The sequence below is a fragment of the Microbulbifer thermotolerans genome (assembly GCF_001617625.1).
Classification (GTDB): domain Bacteria; phylum Pseudomonadota; class Gammaproteobacteria; order Pseudomonadales; family Cellvibrionaceae; genus Microbulbifer; species Microbulbifer thermotolerans.
Map to the genome: position 1 here is coordinate 2,282,785 of NZ_CP014864.1, position 13,067 is coordinate 2,295,851.

Annotated in this window: 10 protein-coding genes and 1 riboswitch; of the genes, 1 reads left to right on the plus strand and 9 read right to left on the minus strand. The window is 57.2% G+C overall.

Annotated elements, in window-relative coordinates:
- Positions 1-328: 328 nt before the first annotated feature.
- From A3224_RS09705 to A3224_RS09745, 9 genes are all read right to left on the minus strand, one after another.
- Positions 329-634, minus strand: a complete 306-nt coding sequence (locus A3224_RS09705; RefSeq protein WP_067153844.1) for a BolA family protein — start codon at positions 632-634, stop codon at positions 329-331.
- A gap of 62 nt (positions 635-696) precedes the next feature.
- Positions 697-1,482, minus strand: a complete 786-nt coding sequence (gene djlA / locus A3224_RS09710; RefSeq protein ID WP_067153846.1) for a co-chaperone DjlA — start codon at positions 1,480-1,482, stop codon at positions 697-699.
- Positions 1,483-1,631: 149 nt separating this feature from the next.
- Positions 1,632-3,434 carry an allophanate hydrolase gene (gene atzF / locus A3224_RS09715; RefSeq protein WP_067153848.1) on the minus strand — a complete coding sequence of 601 codons (1,803 nt, stop codon included), beginning with the start codon at positions 3,432-3,434 and terminating at the stop codon, positions 1,632-1,634.
- Complete coding sequence (uca, locus tag A3224_RS09720; RefSeq protein WP_067153849.1) at positions 3,431-7,060, minus strand: urea carboxylase; 3,630 nt, start codon at positions 7,058-7,060, stop codon at positions 3,431-3,433. Before uca ends, atzF begins: the two co-directional genes overlap by 4 nt.
- Before the next feature lie 129 nt (positions 7,061-7,189).
- The gene (locus tag A3224_RS09725; protein WP_067153851.1) at positions 7,190-7,834 is read right to left on the minus strand and encodes an urea amidolyase associated protein UAAP2; all 645 of its coding nucleotides are present in this window, start codon (positions 7,832-7,834) and stop codon (positions 7,190-7,192) included.
- A gap of 10 nt (positions 7,835-7,844) precedes the next feature.
- A complete protein-coding gene (locus tag A3224_RS09730; protein WP_067153854.1) occupies positions 7,845-8,561 on the minus strand; it encodes an urea amidolyase associated protein UAAP1 in 717 nt (238 codons plus the stop codon).
- A complete protein-coding gene (locus A3224_RS09735; protein ID WP_067153857.1) occupies positions 8,558-9,343 on the minus strand; it encodes an ABC transporter ATP-binding protein in 786 nt (261 codons plus the stop codon). The genes A3224_RS09730 and A3224_RS09735 overlap by 4 nt, the downstream gene beginning before the upstream one ends.
- Positions 9,343-10,161 (minus strand): ABC transporter permease, encoded by an 819-nt coding sequence (locus A3224_RS09740; RefSeq protein WP_067153859.1) that lies wholly within the window; start codon positions 10,159-10,161, stop codon positions 9,343-9,345. Before A3224_RS09740 ends, A3224_RS09735 begins: the two co-directional genes overlap by 1 nt.
- Before the next feature lie 78 nt (positions 10,162-10,239).
- On the minus strand, positions 10,240-11,280 hold the full coding sequence (locus A3224_RS09745) for a putative urea ABC transporter substrate-binding protein (protein ID WP_067153860.1): 1,041 nt from the start codon (positions 11,278-11,280) through the stop codon (positions 10,240-10,242).
- 63 nt (positions 11,281-11,343) lie between these two features.
- A riboswitch (guanidine-I (ykkC/yxkD leader) is annotated at positions 11,344-11,446 on the minus strand.
- Positions 11,447-12,040: 594 nt separating this feature from the next.
- On the opposite strand from A3224_RS09745, the gene A3224_RS09750 reads away from it, so the two are divergent.
- Complete coding sequence (locus tag A3224_RS09750) at positions 12,041-13,066, plus strand: isopenicillin N synthase family dioxygenase (RefSeq protein ID WP_067153875.1); 1,026 nt, start codon at positions 12,041-12,043, stop codon at positions 13,064-13,066.
- Position 13,067: the final 1 nt, after the last annotated feature.

Below are 13,067 nucleotides of genomic sequence, written 5' to 3' on the forward strand. Positions count from 1 at the left end.
TGCCCTAAGGCTGTGAAACCAGCGACAGCGTTCGCACGAACTATGCAGAGGGCCCTAATTCCATCGGAAAAGAAGCGAACGCCATACGTGGAAAAATATGCCGACGTGAAAGGAACAGCCCGATAACAAAAATGCCTTTGATTAATTCACACGGGAGCTGTAATGGCTCTGGGACACTCAGTCAATGGGATGGGCATTTTGAAAACGCACAGGTGCACCCCTATGCCCAACAGTTTCGAAATATCCATCCCCATCAGCTGAGCTTCTCATCGGATCTCAATGTATCTTGACCGTCATGAAACGATTTATTCAGGATGACTTAGCAAATTCAATGTTTGCCGCCACCGAGGCACTCCGGGCTCTGCGGCGCCTCACCCGGCCACTCTTCCGGACTGTATGTATGTAGCGCCAGGGCGTGAACCGGCCCTGCCATTTCCTCGGCCAGTATTGCGTAAATCCGCTGGTGGCGTCGCACTTTACTCATCGAAGTGAAAGCGTCACTGACCAAAACGACGCGAAAGTGCATCTCCGCGCCAGGCGGCACATTGTGCATATGACTTTCGCATTGCACATCGATATATTCAGGCGCCAGCGCCTCGGTAAGCTTCTCTTTAATCTGGTTTGCCAAGCTCATGTACTACCTCTCAAAATATCGCTGATCCATTCCTGTGAAGTGTCGTAGGTAGTTACGGGTGCTCAGGCCGAAGCCCCCGCCTTGCGTTTGCGCGCCTCCACAATGGTTTCGTAAGCCAGAGTGATACTTTTCATCTGGTCTTCTGCATGCCGCATAAACTCTTCCGGTAACCCCTTGGCGGCGAGCTTATCCGGGTGGAATTCCGCAGCCTTGCGCCGATAGGCGAGTTTCAGCTCTCGGTCGCTGACATCGGGAGTGCAGCCCAATACATCGTAATGCTGCTTCAGGCTCTGCGCGGAAACCGATGCGCGATGGCCGAACTCCCCCTGCATGGCGGAAAAAATGGAGCTATGTAACCCCAGATCTTCGGGAATACGGCGCAGTATCTCCTCTTCCGCCGCGTGCAGCTCACCATCCGCGCAGGCCACTGCGAACAACAGGCGGTAGACCATTTCGCGCATGGCCTCGTTACGCACCAGCTGACGGTACTGACGGGCGTAGTCGTAGATGCTGTAAGCGTCGGTTTTCGCGTTTTGGAAAATCTTGATGGCCTGCGCCCGATCCTCGGCGCTGAGGCGCAGATTATTCTGCATGAAGTCTTCAATCAGGTTGACTTCCGCCTTCGAAACCAGACCGTCCGCCTTGGCCATCTTCGCCAACATGGAAAAAACGGTGACGATAAATACCGTCTGTGCTCCTTCACGGTTCAGACCTGCCACCGCGGCACCAGCCGCCCGTTGCAGTCCGGAGCCAAAAGAGCTGCCTATCCAGGCGCCCAGTGCCGCACCGATAGGGCCTCCAAACATCAGGCCGATACCGGCTCCGATTCCCGCGCCCAACCAGGACATAATCGTTCCTCCAGGCGCCTCACCGCGCCCCTCATACAAAAAGGCGCCTATGATACCACGCGCCTCCAGCGCCCTGGTGCCCTGCCGGGAAAGTCATTCTCCCCATACCCAAATTCATGGCACTCCGGGGTTCCTTTATCGGCGACTGCTTACTGACTCTGTAACCAATTGCGCCAACCGCCATAGTGGGTGATTTCTTCGGCATCCTTGAGGCCAGACGCCTCGCAGATAAACCCGCTCACCCAACGGCCATCGGCCAATTCCACCTTGCCGATACCCAGGGGGGCCGGGATGGCGGCGACGAAGCTGCCCAGTTCTGCGGTGGGAATAGACCAGACTTCCACTTCGATACCTCTGCCGCCGCTTTCATCGCGCATAAGTCCCGGTCGCAACGGCGGACCTCCGGCGAGGGCGAACAGCCGGTAACAAGCCGCGGTTTGGGCGCGGGCCTTCAGAACGGCCCCGCGCTCAGTCAGCTGCCAGTTCAGAGGCAATTCTTGTAGGTGGGCACCGCAAACTAACAGATCTGTGCGTTCGCTTCCGCCGCAGTCTGGCGCCGTTGTGGGCGCAGCTTCTGTGCCCAGAGCACCTTGAGGAAGCGGCAATATCTGGCGTATCCGATTACCGATGGAAAGTAATCTGCGATCGCTGAAGTGATCCCCCACCAGGGTCACGCCAAACGGCAAACCTTGCGCTGTAAAGGCCGTAGGAATGGCAACCGCCGCCATATCCAACAAATTCATGAAGTTGGTGTAATAACCCAACTGGGAATTGAAGCGCACCGGCTCGGCCAGCATTTCGTCCACGCGGAAGAGACGTCCCGCCGTCGGGGTGAGCAGACAGTCCAGCCCTTCCATCTGCTCGAAACAGGCCAGGCGCAGCTCCTGCAAGCGGTATTGGGCTCGGAACAGGTCTGTGGCAGGTGGTGTCTTGCCCGGCTCAATGATGGCGCGCACCACTGGATGGATCGCTTCGGGATCACTGTTTAACAGGGACTCGCAGGCGATATAGCGTTCGGCCACCCAGGGGCCTTCATAGAGCAGCCGCGCCGCCTCATCGAAGGGGGTGAAGTCAACGGTTACCAGTTCGATGCCCGCGCCAGTCAGTGCCGCCAGGGTATCCGCATAGGCCCGCGCATAGTGGTCAGACCCAAAGAATTTCAGCTGTTCCTGAGGCAAAACGCCGATTCGCAACGGACCGCTTCGTAGGCCGTACTGGCGGGCGGCGTTATCGAACCCGTTGCGACGACTATAACCGTCGCGGGCATCAAAACCTTCAGCGCAGGCCAAAACCGTATTGGCGTCATCAGTGTCCAAAGTGAAAATGCTGATGCAATCCAGCGACCGGCAAGCGGGCACCAGCCCCGTGGACGACAAGAGTCCCCGTGTGGGCTTGAGGCCAACCAGATTGTTGAAGCAGGCGGGGACCCGGCCAGAGCCCGCAGTGTCCGTGCCCAAGCTGAAGCTGGCCAGCCCCAGCGCCACCGCTACAGCAGAGCCGGAGCTGGAACCTCCGGAGATGTAATCCGAATCAAAGGCGTTGCGGCATGGTCCATAAGGTGACCGGGTGCCGTTCAGCCCGGTGGCAAACTGGTCCAGGTTAGTCTTGCCGACGGGAATGGCGCCGGCATCGATCAGCTGCTGCACCACCTGTGCCGAGCTTTCCGGTGTGTAGGCAAAAGTTGGGCAGGCCGCGGTGGTGGGTATCCCGGCCAGATCAATGTTGTCCTTGATGGCAAAGGGAATACCCCACAGGGGGTGGCTGGCCGGGTCCTTCTGTGCCAGGGCCTCCAGCCAGGGTTGCTGCTCCTCGGCCGTCAGCAGGTGAATCCAGATATTGTGCGCCTCATATTCAGCTGCACGGCGGCGGATATCCGCCATCAGCTGTGCCGGTGTCAGGCGGCCTTCGGCAAAGGCACGCTGAAGCGCAGAAATACTCATGTCAATGCTCATACCTTGTCCTCCCCGGTTGTCAGTGTGGCTTCATCCTCCAGCACCACCAGCGCCTGACCGGCGCTGACCCGCCCGCCTTGGTTGGAGAGCAGCTGGCTGACGACGCCGCTACAGGGGGCGCAGATGGGGATTTCCATTTTCATGGACTCAAGAATCATCAGCAGCTGTCCGGCTTCCACCGTGTCACCGGCCCGGACTTCCGTCTGCCAGACGCTGCCGGACACAGGGCTGTCCACCAGAGTGGCGTCCTCTGGCCAGCTCTGCTCAATGGATTCGGCTTCTGCCTCCTCCACTTCAAAGTTGAACTGGCCGTTGGCATGCCAGCGTTCCAGCTCTTCCTGAAAGGCCTCGTTGCGCTGTTCAAGGAATGTCTGGATGTCACCGGCGTTGTCCGCAACAAACTGCTCGTATTCCGCCAGGGAGAAATGGCTGTCCTCGATCTTCAACGGGTAGCGACCTTGCGGGAAGTCGCGCCGAATCTGCTGCAGCTCCTCGTGACTGACTTCGTAAAAACGTATCTGATCGAAAAAACGCAGCAGCCAGGGTTTTTCAAAAGCATCGGTGCGCCGGTAGCGATTCCACATCTGCAGGGTGCGGCCGACAAACTGGTAGCCACCGGGCCCTTCCATGCCGTACACGCAGAGATAGGAGCCGCCAATCCCCACAGAGTTCTCCGCGGTCCAGGTGCGCGCCGGGTTGTATTTGGTAGTCACCAGGCGGTGGCGCGGGTCTACCGGTGTGGCCACCGGTGCCCCCAGGTAGACATCCCCCAGCCCCATCACCATATAGGAAGCGTTGAATACGATCTGTTTGACCTGGTCAATGCTGTCCAGGCCGTTGATGCGACGGATAAACTCCAAATTACTTGGACACCAGGGAGCATTCCTGCGCACGCTCTGTTCGTATTTCTCAATAGCCAGCCGGCAGGCCGCGTCATCCCAGGAAAGTGGCAGGTGGACAATACGCGACGGCACACTCAGTTGCGCCAGCTGCTGTGACAGCTCGCGCTCGCCTTTCTCTATATGGGCCAGCAGATGTTTATGGCTGAGCTCCTGAGTGTCGAAGTGGATCTGCAGGGAACGGATACCCGGGGTCAGCTCGCGCAACCCGGGCAAGGGATGCTGCTGCAGCCACTGCATCAGCGCATGGGCGCGAAAGCGCAGGCGGATATCCAGCGCCTGGGGGCCGTACTCCACCAACAGGAAATGGTCCCCGGCAGCGCGGCAGACGATCTCGTCGCCAAAAGTCTCAGCGTCAAATCGGGCCAGTATTGGGGTGTCCGGTTCCACCGGCTGCCAGCTGCACGTCTGTGCCTGCAGTGTTTCGATCGCCCGGTTCTGAGCCGCTTCCAGGGCCACGGCCTGTTCCAGGCTGACCGGCACAAATCGCACCTTGTCCCCGGCCCGCAACTGGCCCAGTTTCCACAGGTCCGCCGTGATCACCGTGGCCGGACAGACAAAGCCGCCCAGGGAAGGCCCGTCCGGCCCCAGAATCACCGGCATGTCGCCGGTAAAATCCACGGTGCCGAAGGCGTAGGCGTTGTCGTGGATATTGGAGGGATGCAAACCGGCTTCCCCCCCATCGCGGCGCGCCCATTGCGGCTTGGGGCCGATCAGACGCACACCGGTGCGGCTGGAGTTGTAGTGGATCTCCCAATCCGTATCGAAGAAGGTGCGCATATCCTCATCGGTAAAGAAGTCCGGAGCCCCGTGGGGGCCGTAGATCACGCGCAGCTCCCAGTGATGGTCCAGAACAGGCCGCAGCGCCTCCGCGCCCCCCCGCACGGAAACAGAGCCGGGGTCAGCGGCCGCATCGAGATGCAGTACATCACCGGTACGCAGAGCGCGGCCATTGTGGCCGCCAAACTGACCGAGGGTGAAGGTGGAGCGGGAGTTCAGGTAACCGGGACACTGAATACCGCCACACACAGCCAGGTAGGCCCGCGCCCCCGCCCGGACTCGCCCCAGCTGCAGAATCTGTCCCGCCGCCACCGGAACTATCTGCCAGCCCGGTATTGCCTGTCCGTCCAGGGTGGCATCGATGGTGGCGCCCGTGAGGGCAATCCGGGTATCACAGGCAAAGGTCAGTGTGGGTCCCTGCAGGGTGATCTCCAGTCCCGCTGCACTGTCCGGGTTGCCCAGCAATCGGTTGGCCAGGCGGAAGGAGCGGCTGTCGAAAGGACCGGAGGGTGGCACGCCCACATCCCAGTGCCCCTGCCGCCCCGGAAAATCCTGGATGGTGGTCTGAGTGCCCCCCTGAAGCACATCGATCCGGGCCGGCTGATAGCGGAAGCTGTTCAGGTAGCGAGTGGTGACCTGGCCCCGGGCCAGGGTATCGTCACGGCTGAGCGCACGCAGGTAGTCCAGGTTGGTTTCGCTGCCGTACAGTTCGGTGGCATCCAGTGTCTGTTGCAGTTTTTCCAATGCTGCGGGGCGATCGCCGGCGCGGACAATGACCTTGGCCAGCATGGGATCAAAGAAAGGAGGAACCTCGATGCCGGATTCGATCCAGTGGTCAATCCGCACACCTTCCCCCTCGGGAAAGGACACATGGCTCAGCAGGCCGGCACAGGGCTGGAAATCGCGCCAGGGATCTTCCGCATAGAGGCGCACCTGGATAGCGTGCCCCGTCGGTTTCAGCTGTGCCCGCTGCGCCTCCAGATCCGGTGCTTCGCCAGCGGCGATACGCAGCATCCATTCCACCAAATCAACGCCATACACCTCCTCGGTCACCCCGTGCTCCACCTGCAGCCGGGTGTTGACCTCAAGAAAGTAGAAATCCCCGCTGTCAGCGTCGTAGATGAACTCCACCGTGCCCGCGTTGCGATACTCAACACTGGCCAGCAGCTTCTCTGCGGTACTGTGCAGGCGGGTGCGCACCGCTTCACTCAGATTGGGCGCCGGGCACTCCTCCACCACCTTTTGGTTGCGGCGCTGGCTGGAGCAGTCCCGCTCACCGATGGCCAGGGCTCTGCCGGAGCCGTCGCCCACCACCTGGACTTCGATATGGCGGGCACGGGCAATGAACTTCTCCAAAAAAACACCGTCATCGGCAAAGTTGTTGGCGCCCAGGCGTTTGACGGAATCAAAGGCCGCATCCAGCTCTGCGACGTCATGGCATAACTGCATACCGATGCCGCCACCACCGGCGGTGCTCTTGAGCATAACCGGATAACCGATGCGTTGCGCTTCGGCGCGGGCCGCGGCCAGATCGGTCAACAGCTCCGAGCCCGGCAGCAGGGGCACACCGGCGGCCTCCGCCAGGGCACGGGCCCGGTGCTTCAGACCGAACGCCTGCATCTGCTCAGCGGTGGGGCCGATAAAGGTGATGCCCGCCGCCTCACAGCGTCCCACAAAGGCGGCATTTTCACTGAGGAATCCGTAACCGGGGTGTATGGCCTGAGCGCCGCTGTCGGCGGCGATCTCCAGCAGGCGCTCGACATTCAGATAGGTATCAGCTGCAGCGCCTTCCCCCAGACTGTAGGCTTCATCGGCGTGACGCACATGCAGACTGTCGGCATCGCACTCGGCATAAACCGCCACCGAGGCGATACCCATACGCCGCAGCGTGCGAATCACGCGGGTTGCAATAGCGCCGCGGTTGGCAATCAGAACCTTGGTAAACATGGTGGTATCCCGCACGGGCCGTCCCGTGAACTTCTATACGACAGCGGTCGTCCGCTGAAGGTGTGTATCCGGTGTGGTGTCTGAAGACCGTTGCTGACAGGGAGCAAACGGGGGATGGTTGGCAGAGCCTTATTCGTTATCCCACACCAGCAGTTCAATCGGCGTGGGGTTGTAGCCGTTGCAGGGGTTGTTTAGCTGTGGGCAGTTGGAGATCAGTACCACCACATCCATCAGAGCCGTCAGCTCCACATATTTGCCGGGGGCCGAGATGCCGTCCTCGAAGGTGAGTCCGCCCTCTTCGGTGACCGGAACATTCATGAAGAAATTGATGTTGTGGCCGATGTCGCGCTTGCTGATGCCATATTCCGGGTGCTCGGCGATGGCCAGCATCCAACTGTCCCTGCACGCGTGCATGCAACGCTTTTCCAGGTCGTAACGCACGGTGTTGCTTTCGGTGGCACAGGCGCCGCCCAGGGTATCGTGGCGGCCACAGGTATCAGCCACGATTTCCAGCATCGGTCGGTTTTCGCTGGAGCGCAGTACGCTGCCGGTAGTCAGGTAGAGGTTGCCCTGCTCGCGGATGGTATCCATGGCACTGTAGCGTTCGGCAGGGTCGGCCGCACTGTAAAAGAGCGTGTCCGCCGCTTGGTTGCCCTCCAGATCCAGGATGCGCAATGTCTGCCCTTCACGGACAATACCGATAAAGTAATCCCCAGCATCCACCTTGGTGCGGGAAACCGCCTGCTCTGCCTGACGTGTACTTTCAGTCAACATATTCGCCTCCTTATTTGCCCAGGTGATACAGGGCGTTGTTCTGGAAACCGCGCCGGTTTTCCGGGCGGAAATTCAGGCAGTAATCGTCGTCGGACACGGGATCTGCTTCACCCAGATCGATACGGACCGGCCTTTGGGGATAGGTGGGCTCCTGGCACAGAGGGTGCGGGCAATTGTGCAGAACCACCAGGGTGTCCATCTCGAAACGCAGGGTCAGATGGCTGCCTGGCTGGCTGTGTCCCTCCACCAGTTGCATACGACCTTCAGCGTCGGCGGCCACTTTGCTGAACCAGTTGATATTGGCCGCCAGGTCCGCACATCCGAGACCGTACTTAGCCAGCTCGACAAGAAAGGCGTCGTGACCATTCTGGTGCCAGTTATTGCGGTCGTGCTGATAATCACGCACACCCCAGCGCCCGGTGACCTGATCGGCGCGGATATTGCCGCAGACGGTTTCGTGCCAACCCAGGCTGTCCTCAACAATGGAGGCAAAAATACGTCCCATATCGGAGTAGAGACAGTTGCCCCGGGTGAGCTTAAAGGTATGTTGGCACTTGAGCGTATCTGGTGCGTTGTAGCGCTCCAGCAGGTTCTCTGGATTGTAGAACAGCATGCCCACATTGGCGCCGCCCTCGAGATCGGTCAGGCGCATCAAGGTGCCTTTGCGCATGCGCAGCGACCAGTGGCCACCCGCCGGAATTTCGGTGGTGTATTCAATGCTTTTCATAATGCCTTTTCTGTTTCTCTTGCAGTGAGCGTGAGATCGCGATCAATTTTCTTAAGCTTTCCGCCGTCCATCTGACCCACCGGCAGGTCGTAAGTAATCGTAGCGCCATAGGCATCAGGCGCCTGGGGGTCGAGACGGGTCTTGTCAAACACCCACAACCGGGTACCTAAATAAAACCCCTCGGTGAGGTCATGGGTAACCATAAACACAGTGAGCTCGTATTCGCGCCAAAGACGCAACACGAGATCATGCATATCGGCCCGAATACCGGGGTCCAGTGCGCCGAAAGGTTCATCCAGGAGCAGAATACGCGGCTGTCCCAACAGTGCCTGAGCAATGGCGAGACGTTGTCGCATTCCCCCTGAAAGCTCCCCCGGATAAAGCGATTCCGCATTTCCCAAACCGACTTCCGCCAGTATTGCCCGCGCTTCATCCCGCGCCTGCTGGCGGGCCGCCCCAAACAACAAACCGGTCACGCCGGGGCGCCCGAAACCGCGGGCCGCCATGACGTTTTCCAGCACTGACATGTGAGGAAAAACCGAGTACTGCTGAAAAACAATGCCTCGATCCGGACCCGGCTCGTCGGGGATCGGTTTTCCGTCTAGCAGAAGTTCACCACTGCTGGCGGTCTCTGTCCCCAACAGCATTTTAAGAAAGGTGCTCTTACCGCAGCCGGACGCCCCGACCAGCGTAATAAATTCACCTTCTTCAACCCGCAGATTGAGTCTTTCCAAAACAACCTTGTCACCGTATTTCTTCCACAGATTGCGCGCCTCTATCATTACTGCACTCCTTTACTCTGCCAGGGGAAGAGACGGCGACTGACCCAGGCCAGAACCGAATCGATCAAAAAGGCCAACACAGTGATCCAGGCCACATAAGGCAATATCACGTCCATGGCCATATAGCGACGGACCAGAAAAATCCGGTAGCCGAGGCCATCAGTGGAGGCAATGGCTTCCGCCGCAATCAGGAACAACCAGCCAGCGCCCAGTGACAGGCGCACGGCGTCAATCAGTCTCGGCATCAACTGCGGAAGTAATACGCGGAAGATAATTTGGCTGGTATTGGCACCGAGGGTTTGTGCCTTTACCAGCTGTTCACGGGGAATTTCCAGTGTTCTGCGCTGGATATCACGCGCGATAAAGGGTGTGATCCCAATGGCGATCAACGCCACTTTGGATACTTCCCCCAAACCGAAGACAATAAACAGCACCGGCAAAAGAGCCAGCGGGGGAATCAGCGATACCACAGTGAGCAGTGGACTGGCCACCGCAGAAACGCTGGGCAATGCACCGGTCAGTAAACCCAGCACTAAACCGACAAACGCTGCGATCAATACACCCAGCCCCAGACGGGTCAGGCTACTGGTGGTATCCCCCCAAAATAAATATTCCCCCGTGCGCTTGCTCGGTTCAAACGCCATACGCTGGATAGCGTCGCCAATCTGACTGAAGCCCGGCAACAGTTTGTCACTGGGGTTTTCGGCCAAGCGTGCATCCGACGCAACAATGTAAAGAATCACCAGCAATACAAAAGGCAGCAAACCGAACATCATGCGCGTTGCCGGTGCCGGCGTCAGGTTAATAAATCGTTTCATCTTCAGTCCTTAGGGAAGCACACACTTCCCTCCTAAGGGCTCGGGGGTACCGGGCTTAATACGCCCGCACGCAGGGCTTCAGAGATCACCATCAACGGCCATCTGCAACCAGGCTGGGTTGAAACGCAGCTTGATATTGTTGCGATCGCCATAGATACCGGCAGGTGTTTCGATACCGATAAAACCGGCATCTGGTGCGCCTTCCCCAAGCAGACCGTGCTCGAAGGAGAACTCGGCCACTTTTTGCATCGTGGTGCGCAGGTCTGGACTGTTGGTAAATTTCAAGGCCGCTTCAGGGGTGTAGAACATCGCGGTAGTGGCAAGCTGTGCTTCATAGCCCGCCAAATCAGTACCTGCGGCCTGAGCCATAAAGGTTTTTGCTGCCTTAGCGGTGGCATCCTTCGCCTGCATAATTTCCATTAATTCGAACCAGGCTCCGGTCAAAGCTTTACCGAGCTCGGGGCTTTTCTCCAGAACTTCGGTTTTAACCACCAACATATCGAGGATTTCCCCGGGGATTTGGGACGAATCAAATACTTGGTTTGCGCCCGGCATGGACAAAATCTCACCCAACGGCGGATTCCAGGTCGCCACCGCCGTAACTTCCGGCGTTCCATAGACCGCGACCATATCAGCATCAGAAGTGTTGACCACCTGAATATCCCGCTCACTCAAGCCGACCGTTTCCAGAGCGCGGGCGAGGAAGTAGTGGGATACACTGAGCTCGACCAGATTCACCTTCTGGCCTTTAATATCCGCCAATGACGTTTTGTCTTTGAGTACAATGCCATCATTGCCGTTGGAAAAGTCATTGATAATCAAGACGGTGTTATCGACACCACCTGCTGCGGGAATGGTCAGCGTGTCCATGTTGGTTATGGAACAGGCATCGAATTCGCCGACCGTGTACTGATTGATCGATTCGATATAGTCATTGAACTGCACAACTTCGATATCGATGTCGTACTTATCGGCCCATTTCTGCACAATCCCCTGCTCGACACCATATGCCCATGGCATCCAGCCGGCATAGATGGACCAGCACACTTTGAAAGTATCGCGGGCGGAAGCTGTCGACGACAGCGTCAAGGCAAGTAGAAGAATGGAAAGTCGCTTCATGGCGCACCTCTCAGTTGGCTTCGGTCGGTTGCTCACGGAGTACTCCCGGCATCACGCCTGTAGTCCTCCCGGGCTTTTATCCCGCCGTGTAACCTTTCACTGAAAGGTCGAGTGCTCTCGGACCAGTCACCGTTATAAAACAGCCGGAACCCTAGCGCTCCATTTTGCGAATTGTCTGTCACGTAGTGTCAGGAGTACGGACACAAATAAACAATCAAAATACGTGCCAAACATAAAAGTCTGTCTTTGCGCTTCATTTCCATATAAAAGTCCAAACAGAACAATATCCAGCCCTTTTGCGCACCACTTTGAATCAATCTAAACCTCTGAGCGCCCACTTTTGGCGCAACACAATGCGCCGACATCGCATTACTCCAAAGCACATACATTTTTACCCATGGAATAAACCAATATTCCATGCATGTAGCCAAGACCCAACCTTTGTTGGTGCTTTCTTCGCTTCACCAGCCTCTATCACAATAAAATTGTTCCACAAAAATGCACCAAATCCCTCTGAAAATACTCTTAAAACCCTCTCTTTCAGAAGAGCCATCCCATCACTTGCGCTTCCTATACCCGCCAGCATATTCCTGCACACCGGGAAGCATACTCTCCAGTGGCCGAGTGGCATAATTAGTGCATAAAAATTGAGTTACATAGTTACATAAAGTATTCCCCCAACCGGGACGACCCGGCCGGCATCCGCCGGAACCGCTCTGGACGGCCAGAAACCTTTTTATTGCACAAAGGAGACTGGAGCATGAGCAAACCCACCCGCACCTTTGACCACATCCCTGTTGTCGATATCAGCGGCCTTTATTCCGATAAATTGGCAGATCGGCAGCAAGTGGCCAAACAAATCGCTGATGCAGCCACCAACGTGGGCTTCCTGTACATTACGGGCCACAGAATTCCACAGTCGTTGATCGATGCCCTGCTAGTCCGTACCAAGGAATTCTTCGCCCGCCCTCACCGGGAAAAAATGCGCTACTACATCGGCAATTCATCCAACCATAGCGGTTATGTCCCCGAAGGCGAAGAGCAGTTTTACGGTGGAAAAATCGATCACAAAGAAGCCTATGACATCAATAATGATCTTGGCCATCTGAGCCAGCAAGGGCCAATGATAGGCCCGACCCAATGGCCGGATATGGCTGGTTTTAAAGAGGATGTCAGCGCTTATTACCAAGCTGCGTTAAATTTAGGCCAGTTACTCTTCCGGGGCTTTGCGCTTGCACTCGACCTGCCGGAAGATACCTTTGACGATAAAGTCAAAAACCCTCCCAGCCAGCTTCGACTGATCCATTACCCTTACAACCCCGATGCTCAGGACCGGGAGGGCATCGGTGCTCATACAGATTACGAGTGCTTTACCCTGCTATTACCAACTACCGATGGATTGGAAGTTCTAAACGATAACGGAGAATGGATTGATGCGCCCGTAATTCCTGAGAGCTTTGTTGTCAATATCGGCGACATGATGGAAATACTCAGTAATGGCCGTTTTATCGCCACCTCACATAGAGTCCGCAAAGTAAAAGAAGAGCGCTATTCTTTCCCATTGTTTTGCAGTTGTGACTACGACACGATCATTGAACCTCTCGTCGATCCGGCTCCCGGAATTAAGCCTGGAACCTATCAACCCATGTGCTGTGGAGATCATTTACTCGCTCAAACCATGCATACGTTTCACTACTTGAAGGAGCGGGTAGCAAAAGGCGAGTTGCAATTTCCAGATTCCTCGGCCGATGCATCATCCTTCGGCAAACTGCGGGAGGTTTTATAAT